Origin of the sequence: Parvibaculum sp., assembly GCF_039973015.1 — a bacterium.
In the GTDB taxonomy this organism is placed as follows: domain Bacteria; phylum Pseudomonadota; class Alphaproteobacteria; order Parvibaculales; family Parvibaculaceae; genus Parvibaculum.
Map to the genome: position 1 here is coordinate 37,962 of NZ_JBDWLT010000004.1, position 21,531 is coordinate 59,492.

Annotated in this window: 24 protein-coding genes and 1 pseudogene; 20 read left to right on the forward strand and 5 right to left on the reverse strand. The window is 62.1% G+C overall.

Translation table 11 applies throughout. The annotated features are described in order from the left end of the window. Positions 1 to 3 precede the first annotated feature (3 nt). Entirely contained in the window at positions 4 to 852 is an 849-nt protein-coding gene (locus tag ABJO61_RS03075) for a MaoC/PaaZ C-terminal domain-containing protein (RefSeq protein WP_293323264.1), read from the reverse strand. A gap of 39 nt (positions 853 to 891) precedes the next feature. Beyond that, positions 892 to 1,461: a carboxymuconolactone decarboxylase family protein gene (locus ABJO61_RS03080; RefSeq protein ID WP_293323267.1), complete on the reverse strand. Its 570-nt coding sequence runs from the start codon at positions 1,459 to 1,461 to the stop codon at positions 892 to 894. Positions 1,462 to 1,609: 148 nt separating this feature from the next. Here ABJO61_RS03080 and ABJO61_RS03085 point away from each other — a divergent pair, with 148 nt between their 5' ends. From ABJO61_RS03085 to ABJO61_RS03125, 9 genes are all read left to right on the forward strand, one after another. Further along, complete coding sequence (locus ABJO61_RS03085) at positions 1,610 to 2,704, forward strand: zinc-binding dehydrogenase (protein ID WP_293323270.1); 1,095 nt, start codon at positions 1,610 to 1,612, stop codon at positions 2,702 to 2,704. A gap of 87 nt (positions 2,705 to 2,791) precedes the next feature. After that, positions 2,792 to 3,961, forward strand: a complete 1,170-nt coding sequence (locus ABJO61_RS03090; protein WP_045448831.1) for a transporter — start codon at positions 2,792 to 2,794, stop codon at positions 3,959 to 3,961. A gap of 2 nt (positions 3,962 to 3,963) precedes the next feature. After that, a complete protein-coding gene (locus ABJO61_RS03095; RefSeq protein WP_293323277.1) occupies positions 3,964 to 4,386 on the forward strand; it encodes a Zn-ribbon domain-containing OB-fold protein in 423 nt (140 codons plus the stop codon). A gap of 38 nt (positions 4,387 to 4,424) precedes the next feature. Then, the gene (locus tag ABJO61_RS03100; RefSeq protein ID WP_293217662.1) at positions 4,425 to 5,618 is read left to right on the forward strand and encodes an acyl-CoA dehydrogenase family protein; all 1,194 of its coding nucleotides are present in this window, start codon (positions 4,425 to 4,427) and stop codon (positions 5,616 to 5,618) included. 11 nt (positions 5,619 to 5,629) lie between these two features. Beyond that, complete coding sequence (locus tag ABJO61_RS03105) at positions 5,630 to 6,715, forward strand: acyl-CoA dehydrogenase family protein (protein ID WP_348326469.1); 1,086 nt, start codon at positions 5,630 to 5,632, stop codon at positions 6,713 to 6,715. Positions 6,716 to 6,949: 234 nt separating this feature from the next. Further along, positions 6,950 to 8,149, forward strand: a complete 1,200-nt coding sequence (locus ABJO61_RS03110; RefSeq protein WP_167091721.1) for an acyl-CoA dehydrogenase family protein — start codon at positions 6,950 to 6,952, stop codon at positions 8,147 to 8,149. Positions 8,150 to 8,292: 143 nt separating this feature from the next. Beyond that, positions 8,293 to 8,553 carry a biopolymer transporter ExbD gene (locus ABJO61_RS03115; protein WP_293325866.1) on the forward strand — a complete coding sequence of 87 codons (261 nt, stop codon included), beginning with the start codon at positions 8,293 to 8,295 and terminating at the stop codon, positions 8,551 to 8,553. A gap of 4 nt (positions 8,554 to 8,557) precedes the next feature. Further along, positions 8,558 to 8,920, forward strand: a complete 363-nt coding sequence (locus tag ABJO61_RS03120) for a biopolymer transporter ExbD (RefSeq protein ID WP_012110719.1) — start codon at positions 8,558 to 8,560, stop codon at positions 8,918 to 8,920. A 38-nt stretch (positions 8,921 to 8,958) separates the two neighbouring features. Further along, positions 8,959 to 9,744: a DUF2285 domain-containing protein gene (locus tag ABJO61_RS03125; protein WP_293325860.1), complete on the forward strand. Its 786-nt coding sequence runs from the start codon at positions 8,959 to 8,961 to the stop codon at positions 9,742 to 9,744. A 6-nt stretch (positions 9,745 to 9,750) separates the two neighbouring features. On the opposite strand, the gene ABJO61_RS03130 is transcribed toward ABJO61_RS03125, so the two are convergent. Then, complete coding sequence (locus tag ABJO61_RS03130) at positions 9,751 to 10,026, reverse strand: DUF2285 domain-containing protein (protein ID WP_290891734.1); 276 nt, start codon at positions 10,024 to 10,026, stop codon at positions 9,751 to 9,753. An 86-nt stretch (positions 10,027 to 10,112) separates the two neighbouring features. Between ABJO61_RS03130 and ABJO61_RS03135 the strand changes: the two genes are divergently transcribed. The 11 genes from ABJO61_RS03135 (at position 10,113) to rlxS (ending at position 19,250) form a co-directional block, all read left to right on the forward strand. Next, positions 10,113 to 10,331: a helix-turn-helix transcriptional regulator gene (locus ABJO61_RS03135; RefSeq protein ID WP_290891735.1), complete on the forward strand. Its 219-nt coding sequence runs from the start codon at positions 10,113 to 10,115 to the stop codon at positions 10,329 to 10,331. Between the two features lie 147 nt (positions 10,332 to 10,478). After that, on the forward strand, positions 10,479 to 10,721 hold the full coding sequence (locus ABJO61_RS03140) for a helix-turn-helix transcriptional regulator (RefSeq protein ID WP_012110723.1): 243 nt from the start codon (positions 10,479 to 10,481) through the stop codon (positions 10,719 to 10,721). A 236-nt stretch (positions 10,722 to 10,957) separates the two neighbouring features. After that, positions 10,958 to 11,893, forward strand: coding sequence for a zincin-like metallopeptidase domain-containing protein (locus ABJO61_RS03145; protein WP_325403559.1), 936 nt, complete (start codon positions 10,958 to 10,960; stop codon positions 11,891 to 11,893). Further along, positions 11,890 to 12,087: a hypothetical protein gene (locus ABJO61_RS03150; RefSeq protein ID WP_290891737.1), complete on the forward strand. Its 198-nt coding sequence runs from the start codon at positions 11,890 to 11,892 to the stop codon at positions 12,085 to 12,087. The genes ABJO61_RS03145 and ABJO61_RS03150 overlap by 4 nt, the downstream gene beginning before the upstream one ends. Before the next feature lie 11 nt (positions 12,088 to 12,098). Then, the gene (locus tag ABJO61_RS03155) at positions 12,099 to 12,617 is read left to right on the forward strand and encodes a hypothetical protein (protein WP_290891738.1); all 519 of its coding nucleotides are present in this window, start codon (positions 12,099 to 12,101) and stop codon (positions 12,615 to 12,617) included. Next, entirely contained in the window at positions 12,589 to 14,319 is a 1,731-nt protein-coding gene (locus ABJO61_RS03160) for a ParB/RepB/Spo0J family partition protein (RefSeq protein ID WP_339614569.1), read from the forward strand. Before ABJO61_RS03155 ends, ABJO61_RS03160 begins: the two co-directional genes overlap by 29 nt. A 640-nt stretch (positions 14,320 to 14,959) precedes the next feature. Further along, on the forward strand, positions 14,960 to 15,283 hold the full coding sequence (locus ABJO61_RS03165; RefSeq protein ID WP_293323652.1) for a DUF736 family protein: 324 nt from the start codon (positions 14,960 to 14,962) through the stop codon (positions 15,281 to 15,283). Between the two features lie 181 nt (positions 15,284 to 15,464). Continuing rightward, entirely contained in the window at positions 15,465 to 15,692 is a 228-nt protein-coding gene (locus ABJO61_RS03170) for a helix-turn-helix domain-containing protein (protein WP_041535925.1), read from the forward strand. Then, on the forward strand, positions 15,685 to 16,263 hold the full coding sequence (locus ABJO61_RS03175) for a S26 family signal peptidase (RefSeq protein ID WP_293323658.1): 579 nt from the start codon (positions 15,685 to 15,687) through the stop codon (positions 16,261 to 16,263). The genes ABJO61_RS03170 and ABJO61_RS03175 overlap by 8 nt, the downstream gene beginning before the upstream one ends. Then, positions 16,251 to 17,006 (forward strand): lytic transglycosylase domain-containing protein, encoded by a 756-nt coding sequence (locus ABJO61_RS03180; RefSeq protein ID WP_293323661.1) that lies wholly within the window; start codon positions 16,251 to 16,253, stop codon positions 17,004 to 17,006. Before ABJO61_RS03175 ends, ABJO61_RS03180 begins: the two co-directional genes overlap by 13 nt. A 258-nt stretch (positions 17,007 to 17,264) precedes the next feature. Continuing rightward, a complete protein-coding gene (gene rlxS / locus ABJO61_RS03185; RefSeq protein WP_293323664.1) occupies positions 17,265 to 19,250 on the forward strand; it encodes a relaxase/mobilization nuclease RlxS in 1,986 nt (661 codons plus the stop codon). A 142-nt stretch (positions 19,251 to 19,392) separates the two neighbouring features. Here rlxS and ABJO61_RS03190 read toward each other — a convergent pair. Both ABJO61_RS03190 and ABJO61_RS03195 read right to left on the reverse strand, forming a co-directional pair. After that, positions 19,393 to 20,777: pseudogene (locus tag ABJO61_RS03190) on the reverse strand (IS1182 family transposase). 159 nt (positions 20,778 to 20,936) lie between these two features. Continuing rightward, positions 20,937 to 21,320 (reverse strand): hypothetical protein, encoded by a 384-nt coding sequence (locus tag ABJO61_RS03195; RefSeq protein WP_293323670.1) that lies wholly within the window; start codon positions 21,318 to 21,320, stop codon positions 20,937 to 20,939. Between the last annotated feature and the right edge of the window lie 211 nt (positions 21,321 to 21,531).

A 21,531-nucleotide genomic window follows, 5' to 3' on the forward strand; every position in this document is an offset into this window, starting at 1 on the left:
CCGTCAGGGCTTGAATTCTGCTTTGGCCTGAGACAGTACGACATTGCCGTTTTGCGTCTCGGCCTGCACGATCGCGACTCCGTCGCCCGTTTTCCACATCTTCGTTATAATGGTGTCGCCGAAATAGACCTGAGCGGCAAAGCGTCCGCTGAGAGATTTGAAACGGGCGGGATCGTTGCCGCAAAGCTCGCGCAGGACCGCGCGACCGACAAAGCCATATGTGCAAAGCCCGTGAACGAAGGGCTTTTCAAAGCCGCCCAGTTTGGCGAAGTCCGGATCGATGTGGATCGGATTGCGGTCGCCCGAGAGGCGGTAGATTGCCCCTTGCTCGGGACGCGTCATATCCTCGACCACTGCGTCAGGCGTCCGCTCTGGCGGCGTCGAGTCGACGCTCGCAGGGCCGCGCTCTCCGCCGAATCCACCGGCGCCGCGTACAAATAGCGTCGCGTGAGTTTTGAAGAGGGGGCCCTTCTCGTCGGAACCTGTACTCTCAACTCCGATAACGGCCGCCTTGCCTTTGTCCCAAACCTCGGAAACGCGCGCCGTTATCTTGACCTTGGCCGATGAGGGCAGGGGACGCAGCAACTCGACGGATTGCTCGCCATGCAGCAGCATTTCCAACTTCATCTCGACGCCGCTCATCAGCCCTGCGAGCCCTCGCCCGCCGGGGATGACGGCGTAGGTCGGCAGAACTTTCGGTCCTCTGCCTTCATAAATGAAATCAAGCCCATCGGCGGGTCGAGCGCCGACGCCGAGTGCATAGAGCATCGTGTCCTTGTCGGACCATTCCACATCGACGGCCGGAAACGTCATGCCGACCAGATCCTTCGAAATCGCCTTTTTCCCGCTCATTATCGTAATCCTGTTCCGCAATTGTCATTTCTCGTCCGCTCAAGGTTTCTTGCCGTCCGGTGGCCAGGCGACGACGCCATCCTCAAGCGGAATCTTCAGGCTTTTGAGTAGTTGCGAGAAAAGCGTCCAGTTTCCGATGGCAACAACCAGTTCGATCCGTTCTTCTACCGTTTTCAGGTGTGCCGCACAGGCAGTCCAGGTGGCGTCCGAAATCATGCCGCCGTCGAGCGTCTCGTCGGTCGCGGCGAGAATGGCACGGTCGGCGTCGGACAGGCAGGAAGCGTTTTTCCAGTCCCGCGTGGCGACCAGATCCGCCTCCGGAATGTCCAGCATGCGGGCGACCCGCCAATGCTGTGTCCATTCATAGAGCGATTTCGTCTTCCAGCCGATACGCATGATGATGAGTTCGCGCAGTCTTGCATCGAGCTTGTTGCCCTGGAAAAGCAGGGTGTTCAGCGTCGAGGCAAGCTCGCGCGCTACATCGGGATGGCGGAGCAAGACCCTGAATACGCTGAGTGGCGCCATTTGTTCGGATATGCCGGCTTTCGCGGCTGCGGTCGCCGCTTCCGCTATCGACAGCAGGGGAACCCTGGGCGTTTCATCGGTCATTATTATTTTGTCCTCCCCGAAATTTTGCGAAGCGGAAGTTTAGGGCTTCGCATTCTACGTTTGAATCTTTATAACACATACAAGGATAAAAAAATATATATGTGTTATCGACGCGTCGTCGGTGCCGACACCAAGCAGGGAGTTGAAAATGTTGCCGAAAAAATCGATGGCGATGGTGCAGACGGCTCCGCGCAAACTCGAAGCCCGAGATTTGCCGATCCCCCAGATCGCCGACGACAGCGCCATCCTTCGCATCGAAGCCTGCGGCATTTGCGGCAGCGACTACGAACAATACGAAGGGGTCTTGCAGACTCCGATGCCGGTGATTCCGGGCCACGAACCTCTCGGGATTATCGAGGCAATTGGCGACAAGGCCGCCAGGCGCTGGGGCGTCGATGTTGGTGATCGGGTCGCCATCGAGACGATGTTGTCGTGCCATTGCTGCGACACCTGTGTCGGCGGGCATTATCACCTCTGCGACCGCCGCCAGATCTACTCATATATTCCGCTCACGGAGTCACCGGGCCTCTGGGGCGCCTATTCGCAATATATGTACCTCGCGCCCAACACGATCCTTCACAAGATGGACAAGAACCTTCCGGCGGAACTGGCGGTCATGTTCAATCCGCTGGGTGCGGGCTTCCGCTGGGCGGTCGAGATTCCGCAGACGCAGGTTGGCGATACCGTTTTGATTTTTGGACCCGGACAGCGCGGGCTTGCGAGCGTCGTTGCCGCACGTGAAGCCGGCGCGGGAAAGATCATAGTCACGGGGCTTGCGGCCGATTCAAAAAAGCTCCAGATGGCGCTTGCTCTGGGCGCCGATCACATCATCGACGTGCAGAACGAAAATGTTGTCGATCGCGTGCGGGCGTTGACAAACGGAAAGGGCGCGGACGTCATAGTTGAGGTTACGTCCTACGCGACTCAGCCGGTCCGTGAAGCCCTGGATTGTGTCCGTATGGGCGGAACGGTCGTCCTTGCCGGCGTCAAGGGATTCAAGCCTGTCTCCGATTTTGTGTCCGACCTTATCGTCATGAAGGAAATCACCATCAAGGGCGCGATCGGCGTTACGTCGTCGGGATACAAGAAGGCGATCGAGATGATCGAGCGCCGCAAATATCCTCTTGAGCTCATGCACACTCATAATTTCGAGCTTGAGGAAGCTGAACTGGCGATCAAGACGCTGGCGCGCCAGATCGAGGGGCGGGAATCCGTCCATTCCTGTCTCATTCCGGCGACTTGATCTGTCTACAGAATATTTTCTACGGAAGGTGTGCGGCGGATCAACGAAAAGGCTGCGTGCCTGGGCAATGATGATGAGGGCAGTTTCGTGAAGAATTTCAGCGACAAGGCTGCGATCGTCGGGATCGGCGAGACCGGCTATGTAAAAGGGTCGGACCAGACGGCCGTGGCCATGATGCTAGACGCCGCCAGGCGGGCCATCGCGGATGCGGGGCTGAAGCCTGGGGACATCGACGGCATGGTGCCGCCGCCCGTCTATACAACCTCGGAGGAACTGGCCGCCAACCTTGGCGTCGATGTGCTGCGATATGCATCGACGGTCAACATGGGAGGCGCGAGCCCGACTACGGCGTTGCAGAATGCCGCCATGGCCGTGGCCTCCGGTATCTGCGACAACGTGCTGGTCACGCTCGGCTGGAATGGCTACTCGGCGCTGCGTCCAAAAGCGGGGGTGCCGCCAAGCCGGCCAATGAACATGAACACGCTGACCTCGACCATCCGGGGTTACTATCTCCCCTATGGCGTTCTGTTGCCGGTGCAGATGTATGCTTGGCTCGCGACGCGGCACTCGAAACTTTACAATGTTGGCCCCGAGGCGACGGGTTGGATTGCGATGGCGTGCCGCAAGCATGCCCAACTCAACGACCGCGCCCTGACCTGCGGTCAACCGATGACGATGGACGATTACATGCGGTCGCGCATGGTGTCCTCGCCGTTCCGTTTATTCGATTGCTGTCTCGAGACGGATGGGGCCTGCGCCGTCGTGGTGACGAGCGCCGAGCGGGCGAAGGACTTGCCTCACAGGCCGGTCTATATCTCCGGCGCGGCCGAGGGCCATCCTTATCCTGCCGACGATATTCCGTCACGGCCGGATCCTTTCAAGATCGGTTTGAGCTACGCCGCGCCACGCGCTTTCGCCATGGCCGGCGTGACACCGAAGGACATGGACTTTCTGCAGGTCTACGACTGTTTCACCTATGTCGTGCTGCTCCAGCTCGAAGCCCTGGGTTATTTCGAGCCGGGTGGCGCACTCGATTTCGTCAAGGATGGACAGATCGAGCTCGGCGGCAAGTTCCCGCTCAATACGCATGGCGGGCTTTTGAGCGAGGCGCATGTGTGGGGCCTCAATCATGTGCTTGAGGCGACCCGCCAATTGCGCGGCGATGCGGGCAAGCGGCAAATTCCGGATGCCGAAATCGGACTCGTGACCGGATGGGGCGATCTCGGCGATGGCAGCCTCGCGATTTTGAGGAGGTAAAAATGGAAATTGAGCAACCGAAATATCCTCAGCCCGCGACCGTCGATCCGGTCGACGCGGAGTTCTGGAAGCTTTGCCAGGACAGCGTCCTGCGGTTTCAGCAGTGCAGCCATTGTGATACCTGGCGGTTCCTTCCGCGCTACATGTGCGCAAAATGCGGTTCGCCGGATTACGAGTGGATGCCGAGCAGCGGGCGCGGGCGCATTTTTTCCTGGACGGTGACCTACCAGCCCTTTCATCCGGCTTTCGCACGCGACGTGCCCTACATAGCTGCGGTCGCGGAATTGGAAGAAGGCGTCCGCATGGCGACGCGCTTGCTCGACTGCGACCCGGAGGCAGTTGAACTGGACATGCCTGTGGTCCTTGTCTTCAGGGATATCGGCGACGGATTCATGCTTCCGTGTTTCAAACCTGCGCCGAAATAAAAGCAAAGCCAATCGCATCTACGCATCGGAGATCGAAAATGGATCTGGCATATGGCCCCAAATACGAGGCCTTCCGGGAAGAGGTCAGGGCGTTCCTGACGAAATACAAGAGTCAGGCGCCTAAGGGTCTCGGTGCTGCCGGGCGCCCGTCTCCCGAAGCCTGTTCCTGGCAGCAACTGCTGATCCAGCACGGCTATGCCGCGCGGACGATTCCGAAAGACTACGGAGGCTATGGTGCAAAGCCGGATATTCTCGAATCGCGCATCATCGCGGAGGAATTTTCCGCTGCTCGTGTTCCTTCGGCGTTGCAGAACCAGGGTATCTCCATGCTGGTGCCGACGCTTCTCGAGCTTGGCACCGAGGAGCAGAAGAAAAAATGGGTGAAGCCGACGCTTCGCGGCGAGGTGGTCTGGTGCCAGGGATATTCCGAGCCTGGTTCCGGTTCGGACCTCGCCAGCCTTCAGACAAGGGCGACTGTCGATGGCGACGATTTCGTCATCAACGGCCAGAAGATCTGGACCAGCACCGCGCATGAGGCAGACATGATCTTCTGCCTGGTGCGCACCGAGCCCGACAAGCCGAAGCATGAAGGCATTTCCTATCTGATTTTCTCGATGAAGACGCCCGGCATCGAAGTCCGTCCGCTCACCACCATGACGGGCCATGCCGAATTTAACGAAGTCTTCTTCACCGATGTGCGCGTGCCGAAGACGCAGATCGTCGGCCAGCGCGGGCAGGGGTGGTTCGTCGCCAACGCAACGCTGAAACACGAACGCGGAATGCTGGGCGATCCGGCCGCTATGGAAACCAGGTTCCAGGCCCTTGTCGATCTGATGCACGAGGAGACTGTCGACGGGCAGCGGGCCATCGACAATCCAATTTTCCGGGACCGCCTGGTAAGGCTTCAGGCAGAACTTGCTGCCATGAAGTTCAATGGGCTCCGGCTGCTGACCAGCGCCAGCAAGGGTGAGGATCCCGGCTTGGCGCGTCTGATCGTGAAGCTTCAGTCCTGCGAACTTACCCATCAAATATCGGCGCTCGCGATCGACGTCATGGGAGAGCTTGGCGTTCTCTACGACGACAGCCCCTATCTGCGTAGCCACGGCTCGTGGCAGTGGGGATACATGTTTCAGCTTGGGCTCATCATCGGCGGCGGCACGGCGCAGATTCAGAAAAACATTATTTCGGAACGTGGGCTTGGAATGCCGCGCGAACCGAAGCTGGCAAAATAGGAATTTATCCGATGGAATTTGCATTGTCGGAAGAGCAGCGCCTGTTGCAGGACAGCGTCCGCCGTTTTCTTGAACAGAATTCGCCGCTTGACAAGGTGCGCCTTGCCGCCGGGAACACGCATACTGTTCAGCGGTCCCTGTGGGCGGGCGCCAGCGAACTGGGTATCCCTGGAATGCTGATTCCGGAAGATTTTGGCGGCATGGGTCTTGGGTTTCTCGACGCGGCGATCGTTTACGAGATGTTCGGTCGGTATGTGGCGCCGCTGCCTTTCCTTGGGACCGCCGTCATGGCGCCGCTCGCGCTGATGCTTGCAGGCAGCGAGGCCCAGCAGGAAAAGTGGCTGCCGAAGATCGCCGCAGGCGAGATTATCGCAGGCGTGGCCGTCACGGAAAGCATCGGCGTCCGCGAAGATGCCGGCGTGAAAGCCGGGAAGGGAACGCTCACGGGCAAGGCCCTCTTCGTAATCGACTGGGCTGAGGCCGATCTCTACATCGTGGCCGACAGCGACCATGGACTTCATCTCGTTTTGCCCGGCGCGAAGGGTTTGTCGCGGCGGGCGCTCGACACCATCGACAAGACCCGATCGGTTGGCGAACTTGTTTTCGACCAGGTCTCGGCTGAGCCCTTGCCTCGATCCAGCGCCGACGCGGTTGCGCGGGTGATAGATGCAGGTAGGGTCATGCTTGCTTCCGACACCCTCGGCGCGGGTCAGATGATGATCGAGAAAGCAGTTGCTTATGCGGGAGAGCGCAAGCAGTTCGGTCGTGTGATCGGGTCGTTTCAGGCCGTGAAACACCTCTGCGCCGAGATGGCGGCCGCTCTCGAACCATCGCGTTCGCTGGTGTGGTATGCGGCCCATGCGCTGGACGAGGTGCCGGGCGACGCGCGCCTCATGGCATGTCATGCCAAGAGCCATTTGTCGGAAGTGGGCCGCTTCGTCGCGCGCACCGCGACCGAGGTTCATGGCGGCATGGGCTTCACCGATCTGCTTGGCCTGCATTACTGGTTCAAGCGTATTGGTTTCGATCGGCAGCTGTTGGGCGGGCCGGAGCTGGTTCGTCTCGAAGCGGCGCACTTGCAGGGCTGGGCTGCCTAGACCCCGACCCGGGTATCGGGAAGCATGGATACGGTTGTCGATGTGTGTTGCCGCGACTCACGGCGCGGTAATATTCGCATCGGCCCGGCAATGGGGAGAGAGGCGGATTTATCGCGGCCAACCTTTCGACGGAATTTTTTGAAAGAGGCGGACAATTCGGTCTTTTGCCCGCCCGGAGAAATTCATTATAATAAAAATACAATCACCCGGATCGTCGCCGCGAAAGGTCAGCAGATGGATATCGAGCTTACGAAAGAGGACGATGCCTTTCGCGCGGAAGTCCGCCGGTTCATTTCGGAAAAACTCCCCAGGGAGCTCGCGGAGAGAGAGACAGTGGGCGCGTCTGGCGAGCGCGGGGCGCTCAGGCGCTGGCAGAAGGACCTCCACGAGAAAGGCTGGGTAGCGGTCAATTGGCCCAGGCAGTATGGCGGCACTGGATGGACGCCGATGCAGAAGCATATTTTCAACGAGGAGATGGCCGCCGCTAACGCGCCGCGTCTGTCGCCTTTCGGTCTGTCGATGGTCGGGCCGGTGATTTACACTTTCGGCAACGAAGAACAAAAGAAGCAGCATTTGCCGGGTATATTGTCGGGAGATGTTTGGTGGTGCCAAGGCTATTCGGAGCCAGGATCCGGATCGGACCTCGCCTCGCTGAGGACCAGGGCCGTGCGTCAGGGCGACCATTACATCGTCAACGGCCAGAAAATCTGGACGTCGTACGCCCACGAAGCCGATTGGATATTCTGTCTCGTGCGAACGGATGAGACCGCTAAACCGCAGGAAGGTATCTCGTTCCTTCTGATCGACATGAAGACGCCCGGCATCGAGGTGAAGCCCATCATTTCCATCGATGGCCTGCATCACTTGAACGAAGTTTTTTTCACTGACGTCAAGGTGCCGGTGACGAACCGCATCGGCGATGAAAACAAGGGCTGGACCTACGCCAAGTTCCTGCTCGTCAATGAGCGCACCGGCATTGCGGGTGTTCCCGAGTCCAAGCGCAAGATCGCGCACCTCAGAAAAATCGCCAGACAGGAAAGGCTTGGCGATGGCACGGCGCTGGCGGACGATCTGGCATTCATGACGAAGCTCTCCGAAATCGAGGTAAAGCTTACGGGGCTCGAATATACCAATCTGCGGATCGTCGCGGATGAGGTGGCGGGCCGCCCTGCGGGCCCCTCTTCTTCGACCTTGAAGATTGTCGGGACCGAAGTTCAGCAGGCGTTGTCGGAGCTTGCCGTCGAAGCAGCCGCCTTCTACGCCATGCCGTTCCAGAGGGAACATTTGATGGGAATCGCCAATGAAGCGCCCGTCGGGCCCGCCTATGCGGTGAGCGTGACAAGTGCCTATAATTTCGGTCGCGCCGCTTCGATTTATGGCGGCTCGAACGAAATCCAGCGCAATGTCATCGCAAAGGCCGTTCTGGGACTTTGACGGACCATCTAGGATGCGTCCCTTTTTTTATGTCAGTCCACCAACCCTTCAGGCTCAAGCCGCCCGCGAATAGCGCTTGAGCTGTTGATCGATATTGCCGAACTGGGTTTCGATCATGGTGAGGTGCTTGTCGTCCCCCAGGCGTGGCCGGAGAACATCGTGCGGCGGTCGACGGCGAAGGCGCCGTCTTCTGGAACAAAGAGAAGATGGCGGACAATCGCGAACTTTTGGACCGGATCAAGGAAGTGGCGGTGCTGGAGCCGCAACCGGAAGTCCATGTCCGGGGCGACCGGAATACGGGCTTCGAGTTCATCGGCCGGGTGACTGTCACCTGTCAGCGCGACGGCATCCAGAAGGTCGCCTTCATCACCGAGCCCGTCTCCGGCGCGGCGCAGCAGGAGTGAACCCATGGCCATGAATGTCGGCGACGGCAAGGAAGACGACGTGATGATGGAGGTCAACACGACGCCCCTGATCGACGTCATGCTGGTGCTGCTGATCATGCTGATCATCACCATCCCGATCCAGACCCATGCGGTGAAGCTCGACATGCCGCAGAACCTGTCAGCCCCGCCGCCCGAGACGGAGCCGCAGGTCGTCGATCTCGAACTCGACTTCGACGGCACGGTGTTCTGGAACGGTGTCCCCGTCCCGGACCCCGGCGCGCAATGCCTTCGCGACGGTCAAAGACCCGAACCCCATGTCACTCGCGCAGATATGGATCGTCCTCACCAGATGAGCGGTCCATTGACCATATCCGAACCGGAATAGAAGGCTCCGGCGACTTATCTCCTTTTCGAACCGGTCCCATGAAATGGCAAAACACAGAGCAATATGAGTGGCTTCAGGCCTTGTCGGCGCATGGGCTTGCGTGGGAATTTTTGCGCCGCAATCGCGCCTACAGGAGCGCGGCTGCAAATCTTGGCGTGACGTGGCCGCCGGATGGCAGCCCGCCCGATGAGACCTGGTCCGCCGGCGACCAAATGTCCGAGGCACGGGAATGGGGCTTGCTCCTTTTCGAAACGCCCGATCGCGACGCGCGCGAGGCGAATATTTTCTGGATGCCGGAGTTCTGCCCGAGTGTTCTTCCGGTCGTTGCGAGCCAGAATGTCGGTCACGTGTCGGGCCGGTTTCTGAATTTAAGCCGCCTGCGATGCCGCAATGTCCTCATCCCCGGAGAAGACATTCAACATCTTCTGTGCGCCGACCAGGGCCGGTTCCTGCAACTGTCTGTTACTGGCGAATGCCTTACGCGCCCGGTGCAGGTGCTTGCGAACGTCTTGCCCATGACGCCCTATTCGGAGACAAGATGGCGCGGCTTCAGGCGGCTGAACGACCTTGTGTGCACCGAGACGCTACGAACGAAATTTTATCCGCCGGACCTTGGCGCTCGACGCCTCTCCCGAGTTCTGCAGGCGCTGGACGGCTATCTCGCTGGAGCATCCCAGCGCGAGGTCGCGGTTGCGCTGTTCGGTGCGGAGCGTGTCGAGGCTGACTGGCGCGATCCGCGGAACCATCTCTGCGACCAAGTGCGCCGCGCCATTAGACGCGGCCGCGACCTGATGAATGGCGGTTATCTAAAATTGTTGCGATGAGGGAGCTCAGTGCGCCCCGGTAGTGAGAAGATGACGGTAACCATTATCCGACATCCATCTGGCACGGCGCAAGTGGCTCGCCAGGGCGTTGCGGGATCGCTCGGCCTCTCGCGCGGGGTCGATACCCAGAACGATCCTCGACATCGCCTCATCCGACGCGCCGGCTGCGACGGCGTCGAGCAACCGCAGATAAACGATCAGATGACGCTCGTCATAGTCGGTGATTGTCTCCGACCAAGGGACGTCCTCGACGATCTCTGGATTGAGTTCCGGCTTAGGCATGTCCCGCTCCGCTCATGGTTCCGTGCCATCCGAATAACATACTATAGTTGATAAACTTAAAGTATGTAATCCGCTGACCTTGGCGCATGGATATGCGCAAGACGGTCGGCGACAATGTCAGGCGGATCAGGCTCAAAAAGGGTCTGACCCAAGAACAGTTCGCCGAGATTTCCGGTTTCAGCCAGCAATACATCAGCGGGCTCGAACAAGGCCGCCGCAATCCAACCGTCGTGACGCTTTATGAACTCGCGACCGCGTTGGGTGTCAGTCATCTCGATCTCCTGCGTCCGGACAGATCGGGCTGAGACTCGATCACCTTGTTTTTCGGATGTGGCGAAGGGCGATCTCGTCCCATCAGTCAAGTTCGCACCGCATCAAAATATCCTAAAATGGGATAATCCGAAACTGGGATTATTTGGTCGAACCGTTTTGTCTCAAGCCGGTTCGGCCGAATGTCCAAGACCCTTCGCACGCCGCGTCAACGCAAGCTGCTGGCGTTGCTGATCAAGCTTCGCAAGGCGAAGGGCCTGACGCAGGCGGATGTCGCCGCGCGGCTCAAGCGTACCCAATCCTTTGTCGCCAAATATGAAGGCGGCGAACGCCGTCTCGACATCATCGAATTCGTCGACGTCGTGCAGGCGCTTGGCGACGATCCCGGTGACGTTCTCAAGGAACTCTACAAGCCCAAGGGTTAAGGCCGCCGCGCTTTCGCGCGGCGTCTTTGTTTGAAGCGTCTCCCCGTCACGCGGGATGGGCGGCGCTCCCTTCTAGGCCCGCCGCGGCAGGCCGCAACCCTCCGCTTGCGCTCCGGGTCCTCCACTTCGTTCCGGCCTTCGGTGCGTCCCGCCTCTGACGGCGGGCCTTCCGGTCGCTTTTCGCCGCCCATCCCGCTTCCGGGAGAGACGCGGCGGGATTTGACGGGAGCTGGCCGATGCGCGGAGAACATAATCGTCAGACCGGGAAGCAGGCGGGGCCGCAGCTTTATGCCGATGTGACGGCAAAAATCGTCGCGGAACTGGAAGCGGGCCGGGTGCCTTGGGTGCAGCCCTGGGACGAAGCGAAAGCGGGGCTCGGTCTGCCGCGCAATGCGGCGACGGGGAATGCCTATTCGGGGATCAATATTCTGATCCTCTGGAGCGCCGTCATCGAACGGGGTTTCGCCGCCCAGAACTGGCTCACCTTCCGGCAAGCGCTTTCGCTTGGCGGCCATGTCCGCAAGGGCGAGAAGGGCGTGGCCCTCGTTTATGCCGACCGCTTCACGCCCAAGGCGGAACGGGAACGCGCGGCGGCGGAGGGTGAGGAGGCCCGGAGCGTTCCCTTTCTCAAGCGCTTCACCGTTTTCAATGTCGCGCAATGCGATGGCCTGCCGGGCGAGCTGCTTGCACCGCCCGCCATACTGCCGGAATGCGAGACCGTGCCCGCCGCCGAGGCGCTGATCGCCGCGACCGGCGCGGCATTCCATGTGGGCGGCGCGATGGCCCTTTATGTGCCGAGCCTCGACCGCATCGAGGTGCCGCCGCAAACGGCCTTTCACGAGCCGGTCAATTATTACCGCACCTGTTTCCATGAACTCGGCCACTGGGCCGGCCACCCCTCGCGGCTGGCGCGCGATCTTTCCGGGCGTTTTGGCTCGCGCGCCTATGCGGCGGAGGAACTCGTCGCCGAAATGGCGAGCGCCTTTGTCTGCGCCGCGCTCGGCATCGTGCCGACGGTGCGCCATGCGGACTATATCGCCTCATGGCTCGACCTGTTGCGCGACGATGAGCGTGCCATCTTCCGCGCCGCGAGCCTCGCCTCCAAGGCGGCGGATTTCCTGCTGGCCTTCCGCGCGGAGGGCACAGAGACGGGCGCGGGGAGGGCGGCATGAGCGAGCACCCGCCTCTCGACTCCGAAAAGACGCCCGAAGGCGAGCAGTGCCTCATGCCGGGCGTCGCGCCGATCCGCGAGCGCGACCGGCTGGCGGCCTTCATGGCCGCGCCGCTGCGCCCGCGCAAAGCCCAGAAGCCCTTGAACATCGGCCTCTTCGACGAGGACGCCCGCAACCAGCTGAGTCTGTTCTGAAGGAGACACCCATGAAGAAATGGACGGTGCAATGCGGCTTTGCCGCCTATTACGCCAATATCGTGGCGGTCGAGGCCGACACGCTCGCGGAGGCACTGGAGAGGGCCATCGTCACCGCCAATGAGAGCGACGGCTGGAAGCCACTCGACGATTGCGGCCCGACCTTCATCGATGCCGTTGCCGAAGGCGACGATGCCGATCCATGGCGGGAGTTTGCCTCCTCGCTCCCTGTGCCGCCGCGCTTCTCGGAGCGCGGTGAGCCCGTCGCCGTGACCGTCACGGTTTCCGGCGGCGTCGTGCAACAGGTCGAGATCGAGGGCGGACGCGCCCGCGTCCATGTCCATGACCACGACACCGAGGGCGCCGCGCCCGGCACGCCCGGCCTTCATATCGATGCGGCGGGCGGCACTTACGCGCTCGCCGACTGGTCGAATTTCTCTCTGCCGCTTGAAGCGGCGGAGAGCCCGAGCCCCACCCCCGAAAACACGAAAGGAGACACCAATGGAACTGCGTCACATCCCGATCGATGAACTGCGCCCCGCCGCGATCAATATGCGGCATGGCAAGCGCCCGCCCGATATCGACGACATCCTGCCCTCGATCCGGGCGCGCGGCATCCTGCAGCCGCTTCTCGTGCGCCCCGTCGAGGCGGAGCCCAACGCCTATGAAATCGTCGCCGGACGGCGGCGCTATTTCTCGGCCAAGGCGGTGAAGGAAGAGCAGGGCGAAGTCGAGCCCTTGCCCTGCGCCGTAATGGAGTCCGGCGACGATGCCGCCGCGCTCGAAGCCTCGCTGATCGAGAACATCGCCCGTCTCGATCCCGACGAGATGAGCCAGTATGAGTGTTTCGCGCGGCTTACCCGCGAGGGGAAATCCGTCGCCGACATCGCCGCGACTTTCGGTCTTACCGAATTGATGGTGAAGCGCCGCCTCGCGCTCGGCACGCTGATCGCGCCGATCCGCGCGGCCTATCGGGCGGAGAAGATCGACGCCGCATCGATCCGCCATCTGACGCTTGCCTCGCAGGCGAAGCAGAAGGAATGGTGGAAGCTCTGGAAGGCGGACCGGAACGCCTGTCCGACCGGCCACCGGTTGAAGCAATGGCTCTTCGGCGGCCAGTCGATTGCGACCGGCGCGGCGCTCTTCCCGCTCGATACTTACGAGGGCGAAATCGTCACCGATCTTTTCGGCGAGGAAGGGTACTTCGCCGATCCGGACCTCTTCTGGCGCAAGCAGGGCGAGGCCATTGCAGCCAAAGCAGACGCGCTGCGCGAGGCGGGCTGGAGTGAGGTGATCGTTATGGAGCCCGGCGAGCACTTCCCCGCATGGGACTACGAGAAGGTCCCGAAGAAGAAGGGCGGCAAGGTCTATGTCGAGGTCTCAGGCCGCGGCGAGGTCAGTTTCCATGAGGGATATCTCTCCCGCGCGGAGGCGCGCCGCAAGGCAAAACACGAGGGCGCGGGCAATGATGCAGCGGAGCTCCGCGCCGCCCGGCCCGAGGTGACCAAAGCGATGCGCAACTATATCGAACTGCATCGCCATGCCGCCGTGCGCGCCGAATTGCTGGACCATCCCGGCATCGCGCTGCGGCTGATGCTCGCGCATGTCATCGCCGGATCGGCGCTCTGGCAGGTGACGCCGGAGCCGCAGAAAGCGGCGTCCGACGCCATCGCGAAGAGCCTCGCGGCCAATGTCGCCGAACGTGCCTTCCGGGGCTGGCAGGCCAATATCCGGGCCCTGCTCGGTCTTCCGGAAGAGCGCGAAAACCTCACCGCGCCGCACGGCGACGCGGAGGCGACCATCGCCCTCTTCGCCAAGCTGCTGATGCTCAATGACGAGGAGGTCATGAATGTGCTCGCCACTGTGATGGGCGAGACATTGCAGGTCGGGAGCGCGGCGGTCGAGGCGCTGGCGGTGGTGCTGAAGCGCGACATGGGCCCGGTCTGGGAGCCGGACGCGCCCTTCTTCGAACTGCTGCGCGACAGGAGCACGATCAATGCGATGCTGGCCGACATAGCCGGAAAGAGTGTCGCCGACCAGAATGTCGCCGAGAAGGCCTCCGTCCAGAAGCAGATCATCCGCGACTGTCTCGCAGGCACGAATGGCCGGGCGAAGGTCGGCACATGGCTGCCGCGCTGGATGCATGTTCCGGCGCGGGCCTATCGCGAGGATGGCGACTTCGCGCCCGCCGAGGCATGGCATCGCGTCGCGGGATATTTCGGGAAGGCCTAAAACTTTGCGGGCGTCGTCCTTCGCCGCCCGCTCTTTTTCATGAGCGAACAGATCGTTATTCATCGCCTGCCGCGCTCCGGAGTCGCGAGGGCGGCGTGATCGCGGACATGATTTCAGAGGCAGTGAAGCCGTCGTCAAGCAACATGCGGGAACGCGATGTGGGCGCGCTTGGCCGCGTTCCGGTGGTAAGGCAGGGCTCTCATCGCTCGCTCTTCGCCACGCATCTGCCGCATCCTACTCTCCCGCATGAGCGCTTTCCGGTGTTGTCGGCGTGTCGCTTCGGTGTTGAATCGATCTATCGCTCCGGCCTTCATCATCCGGCCCGTCCGCCTCAGGAAGCTTGGCGCGCATGGATTGCAAGGGCTCTCTCCTCCTTCGGCAGGGGCGTCACCGGGGTCATTCCCTCGCTTGAGCGGCGATACCTATGGGCGCTACCGCCCGCCCGAAACCGTCGCGCCGGGCTTTTTTCCCCGCGCGCTGCCGCGCGCTCCTCGCGGGGTCGCTTCGCTTCAAAAAAGCCCGGCGCTCGGGTCCTGCGCTTGCGCTCCGGCCTCCGGTTCGGCGGGCGGCTGCCGCGCCCATCGGGGTTCGCCATCGCGAGGGGAATGGACCCCTCGGCGTTCATCGAAGGAGAAAGACCATGCCTGCAATCGGATATGTCACCAAGCAGTCGAGCGGCGGTTACAAGGGCCAGTTGAAGACACTGACCATCCGCGCCGAGATCGATATCGTGCCCAATGCGGCGAAAAGCGCCGAGGCGCAGCCGGACTTCCGCGTCCTCACGCAGGGCGTCGAGATCGGCGCGGGCTGGACGCGTACCGGCGAAACTTCGGGCCGGGACTATGTGAGCCTCAGCCTCGCCGCCCCGGAATTCGGGCCGCGCCGGCTCTACGCGAATCTCGGCCGCGCCGCCGGTCAGGATGACGACGAGACCTTCGCGCTGATCTGGAATCCCGTCGACTGACGTCACACCATCGCCTCCGCGTCCCTCCGGGCGCGGAGGCTTTTCCCTTCTGCGATCTGTTGCGCTGGCGAAACGACGTGGCCGGATATTCGCCGCTCGGTCACCGGACCTCTTTTTCCGATCCTTGCCGTGGTGGGGCTTCCTTGCGCGATTCGCGCGTGGGTTACATGCGAGGTGCCCCATGGATGACGACGCGACCCGGGCTGCGAATGCCAAGAAGGGCAGTCCCTTTCTCAACACGCCGCAGGCCGCGCACTATGTCGGCCTCTCCGAGCGCACGCTGGAAAAGATGCGCGTCGTCGGCGGTGGCCCCGAATACCGCAAGCATGGCCGTTATGTGCGCTATCACATCGACGATCTCGACGCCTGGTCGCGGGAGCGGGCAAAGCGCTCGACCTCCGATGAGTGAGCGGCTCTCCCTCATCGCCGAGAGCGGCGCGCTGGTGCCCATGCGGTCTCCGCGCGGCCCGAAACACCCGCACCGCCGCAGGCGTCTTCTTCTCTGGACTGTGTTCGGCATCGGCCTGATCGGCGCGACGGCGCTTCTCGACCCACTGCCGCGTCTCGTCTGGAACGCAAGCGCCAGCGCCCCGCGCGGGCTCTATCTGCGTCTCTCGCCGGATTTTGTCCGGGGCGATCTTGTGCTGGCGCGCTTGCCGGAAGAGGCACGACGCATTGCCGACGAACGGCACTATCTCGCGCGCGATGCCCTGCTGATCAAGCGCGTTGCGGCCAGCCGGTTCGATACGGTCTGCATGACCGGCAACGACCTCACGATCAACGGGCGGCACGCGGTGCGGCGGCTGGAGTTGGACGGCGAGGGCCGCCTTATGCCGCGCTGGCGGGGCTGCGAGAGGCTCGGCGGCTATCATGTTTTGCTGCTCGCCGAAGGCGAACCCAGCTCTTTCGATGGGCGGTATTTCGGGCTGGTCGAGCGGGCGCTCGTCATCGGCAGGCTGGTACCGCTATGGATATTCTGACGCTGGTTCTCGCCCATGCGATCCGCAGCGCAGAGCCGGAGCATGGCCTCACACCACTAGCCACCATGAGCATAGTGGTCGATCCGGAAGCAAGGAACATGGCGCGATGGCGGCCCCTCATCGCCGAAGCCGCGCGGCATTTCGGTATTCCGGCGCACTGGATCGAGGCCGTCATCGAGGCGGAAAGCGGTGGCCGGACTCTGCTGAACGACGCGCCGATCACATCGCCTGCGGGCGCAATGGGACTGATGCAGCTGATGCCCGCGACCTATGCCGAACTGCGGGCGCGACATGGGCTCGGCCCCGATCCGCATGATCCGCGCGACAATATTCTGGCGGGCACGGCCTATCTGAGTGAGATGCGCGACCGCTTCGGCTTTCCGGGACTTTTTGCCGCCTATCATGCCGGGCCGACACGCTATCAGGCCTATCTGAAGGGCGAGCGGAGCCTTCCCGAAGAGACCCACGCCTATCTCGCGGTGGTTCTCCCGCGTGTTGAAATCGTCCCCACAGACGACAAAGCAGTCGTCTCATTGGCAACCGCACGCGTGTCTTTCGCCTCCGGAAAATCGCTTTTCTTCCCGCTCGACGGGCATGAAACGCGCCCCGAAGTTGCTTCGACGAACGATACGGTTCAGCGTCGAAAGCGGTATCTCTTTGCCGGTTCTGACGGCAAATCGCGCGGTGACTTCGCTGCCGGTGGTGGCGATCTCTTCGTGCAGCTCTTCAGCATCTCCCGTTAGTCAGTCCCAGGAGAAAGGGCATCGACGCAGGTGAGCGTGGGGTGAACTCGATATCGCGGGAGGGCAAGATAAAAGAACGGCGCCATGAGGGGCTTATGTTCCTGTCTGCACATCTCTTTTGACGGCGCCATGCGCCGAAGGCGTGGCGCCATTGTCGCGCCAAGTCCCTGTGTCTCTTCGATCTTCATGGCGCCGTCTTGTCCGCCAGCAAAAGCCGATCATTTTTTGATGATAGGTGGCGATCGCGGAGAGGAGACGATGCAGGACGACAAATTCGAACCACGTCTCGGCCGGATCGGAGCGCGCGACGGAAAGGCCGAACGCCGCTACCAGCAGCGGGTGCTGAAATCGGCGGCGCTGGCGGGCGGTCGCCGCTTCGGTGGAACGTCGCCGGGGGCGGGGTTCCAGGGCAATCGCATCGGCCGCGGCGCCGGCATCGGTCGTGTCCTCGCATCGCGCGGAACCCATGCTGCCTTTCGCGCGCGGCGCGTGGTCGTCAAATCCCGCATCGTGAAGCTGAAGGGGCAGGGTCAGAAAGCGGCGCGTCTCCATCTCCGCTATATCCAGCGCGACGGCGTGACGCGCGAGGGGCTGCCGGGCGAGCTTTACGACGTCGAGCACGACCGGGCGGACGGCGAGGCGTTTCTGAAACGCTGCGACGGCGACCGGCACCAGTTCCGCTTTATCGTTTCGGTCGAGGACGCAGCGCAATATGAGGAACTGAAGGGTTTCACGCGGCGCTTCATGGCCCGCATGGAGGAGGATTTGGGGACGCATCTCGATTGGGTCGCGGTCGATCACTACAATACCGGCCATCCCCATACCCACATCATGCTCCGCGGCAAGGACGAGCGCGGACAAGACCTCGTCATCGCGCGGGATTATCTGTCGACAGGCATGCGCGAACGCGCCGCCGAAATTGTCACCCTCGATCTCGGCCCCCGCAGCGATCTCGAGATTGAGGCGAACCTCGCGCGGGAAGTCGAACAGGAACGGTTCACCAGTCTCGATCGCGGTTTGTTGAAGGAGACGGATGACGAAGGTCACGTCCGTTCTGATATGACCGCAGGTGATGCGTTCCGGCAAACCTTGCGGGCGGGCCGGCTGCAGAAGCTGAAGCGACTGGGACTGGCGGAGGAGGTCACGCCCGGAACGTGGAAGCTTGCCAAGGGGTTGGAACCGGCGCTTCGCCGCATGGGCGAACGTGGCGACGTCATCAAGACGCTTCACCGCGAAATGACCGAGAAAGGACTCGCCCGCGCGCCGTCGGATTATGCGGTTCACGATCCGGCAGGTGGGCAGGCGCGGCGCATTGTCGGTCGTGTCATTGGCCGGGGACTGTCGGACGAACTCAATGACCGTCACTACCTGATCGTCGACGGGCTCGACGGCCGCGCGCATTACGTGGATATCGGCCGGTCAGAATCTGTGGAAGCTCTGCCGGACGGCGCCATCGTCGCGATCACGCCAAAACCGGTGGAACCAAGAGAGGTCGACCGGACGATCGCGGAGATCGCCGCCGCGAATGGCGGCCGCTACGACATCGACGCGCATCTGTGCCACGATCCGACGACGAGCCGCGACTTCGTCGAAACCCACATCCGGCGGCTGGAAGCGATGCGGCGGCAGGGCGGATTGGTTGAGCGTGAACCTGACGGAAGCTGGGCAATCGCGCCCGATCACCTGGAACGCGCCGCATCCTTCGAGCGCGGTCTGGCAAGATCGAGTCCTGTCCTCGTCGAGACGCTTTCCGCCTGGCCGCTAGAGCGACAGGTGACCGCCAATGGCGCGACCTGGCTTGATCGCGAGCTGGTGGCGGAAAAGCCGGAGCCCTTGCGCGAAGGGGGCTTTGGCGGAGATGTCCGCGGCGCGCTTGCGTTGCGCCGGCAATGGCTGGTCGGGCAGGAACTGGCGCGGGAAGAGCAGGACCGGATCGTCTATCGCGCCAACATGCTCGGCATCCTGCGCCGCCGCGAACTGCTGCGTGTGGCGGGGCAACTCTCGGGCGAACTCGGTCTGCCCTACGTCGAAGCCGAATCCGGGCAAAAGGCGACCGGGACCTATCGCCGGCATGTCGATCTCGGCAGCGGCCGTTTCGCGGTCATCGAGAAATCGCGCGAGTTCACGCTCGTGCCCTGGCGGCCGGTGCTGGAGCGGCATATCGGCAAGCAGGTCTCGGGGATTGTCCGGGAGGGGAGGGTGTCGTGGATGATCGGGAGGCAGAGAGGGTCAGGGGTTTCATAGGTCCGCTTAGCGCCGATATTGTTGATTTAGTCGCTGCGAGATCGACAGTTCGTCCGTGGGACGATGATTTCGGGCCCGTTGCCCGGGGGCCTGATGCCTGATGGCCTTATGACGGCGGGCCGGTTACCCGGCCGGTGTGGCTTCATGCCGCCGCAGGGCCATGGCTCGGCATTGCTCGAAGCTTCGCCAGCTTCCTCAGGTTTTGCGCGGTGGCGGCGAGGAGGAACTCGTCTCTGGCGCCCTTCGGTCCGCGCAGGCGCAGACGGCCGAGTTTGAGGATGCGTTTGAGGTGGGCGAAGAGCATCTCGACCTTCTTGCGCCGATGCCGCGAACGCTCATAGGCCGGCGTGTTCGCCAGAGCCCGGGCCACATCGCGCGCATCCTCGTCGATGTCGCGCGGCACCTTGCGCTGTGGCGTGTTCGGACAGCACTTGATCTTGAGAGCGCAGTTCTGGCAGTCGGACTTGCTCGAACGGTAGAGCCGCGTTCCGTCCTTGGTGATGCCCGAACGCGGCGTCGCATAGGTCCGTCTGAACTGCACCAGCAGCTTGCCGCCCGGGCAGGTGTAGTGGTCCTGCCCGGCATCGAAGACGAAGTCGGAGCGCGAGAAGGTGCCGTCGGTCCGGTTCGATTTGTCGAAGACGGGGATGTGCGGCTCGATCTGCCGCTCCTTGACCAGCCAGGCGAGGTTCGCCGCCGATCCATAGGCGCTGTCGGCCGCCAGATGCCGGGCTTGAGACCGAAGCGCTCATTGGTCCTGTCGATCATCGTTCGCGAGGCGCCCACCTCGGCCTGCCGGATGGCGCGGCTGGCCTCGACGTCGAGGATGACCGCATTCTCCGTGTCGATCAGATAGTTGGTGGCGTAGGCGAAGAAGGCATGCCCCTTGTGAGCACCGGTCCACTGCGCGGCCGGGTCCGATGGCGAGATGAACTTCGGCTTCGCCGCGCTGGCGGCGCCGAAGGCCGCATCGTCCAGTGTCGCCAGATACGCACGGACAGCCTGTCCTGCATCCGGGCCAAGGTCATCGGGGTGCCACTCGTCGCCGGGAACAGAGCGCTGCTTGTTGGCATCCGCCGCGATCAGGCTCGCATCGACGGCAAAGCCTTCGCCACCGACCAGCCCCTCGCGCAGGCAGCGTTCCACCACCGTCTCGAACAGATGCCGCAGGATATCGCTCTGCCGGAAACGGCCGTGCCGGTTGCGCGAGAAGGTCGAATGGTCGGGCACCTTGCCGTCCAGCCCCAGACGGCAAAACCATCTGTAAGCCAGGTTGAGATGGACCTCCTCGCACAGGCGCCGTTCGGACCGGATGCCCAGGCTGTAGCCCACGATCAGCATCCGCATCATCAGTTCCGGATCGATCGAGGGCCGGCCGATCATGCTGTAAAAGGGCTTTAGCTCCGCGCGCACCGCCTCGAGATCCAGGAACCGGTCGATACGTCGCAACAGGTGATCGTCAGGAACATGATCGTCGAGACAGAAGTCATAAAACAGCTGCGCCGGCACCGCCTGTGTTCCCATCATCGCTCTGCCCTCCGATCAGCACAGCACGATGGAATCACGCTCCAGAAGCCGGTTCAACCGCCGACTTAATCAACACAATCGGCGCAAAGCAGTCATTCAGAGCCGGGGTGAGACCGCGCCGTTTTTCTCGCCTGTTGGCAAAGGGTTTTCGTCCAGAAGTCAGGCCGCCGTCGCGATGGCGACTGCAAGGCCTGCGACAACCCCGAACGCGTGCTGCCAAATGCTGGCAGACATGGTGAGTTGCCATATCTCCAGCATCATGCCGTAGCCCACCAGCGCCGCAGGCGTTGCAAATACCCCCACAACCAGGAACCGCAGCAGCGGAGAGCGGCTCGTCGCGAGCGCTGCCTGCCCAAGGCCGAAGACGAGGCCGCCGACGACCAGGCCGACGAGAGCGCCACCCACTATGCCAGCGCCTGATGTGATCGCCCAGTAACCGGTCGAAAGCCCGACCATGACCGGAAGCGCATAGACCGCGCATCTGAACAGCAGCATACAGAAGGCGCCGAGCCCGAAGACGGTAAGCAGAAGCATGGCGATCATGTCGGATCTCCATCTGTTGCTGTGAGTTCTCGCTTCATCGGAGCGGTGCAAACGATTTCGTGCATCAACGCTCGTTATTGGATTCTACACCTCGTGAATTCGCGTTTCCAGAGTCCTTGCTCTCACGTTCATGCATTCTCACGGGCGCTCTCTTTCTCGTCTGCGTTCATCGTCGCGTGAGGGCGCAGATAAAGGCGATTTTCAGAATCCT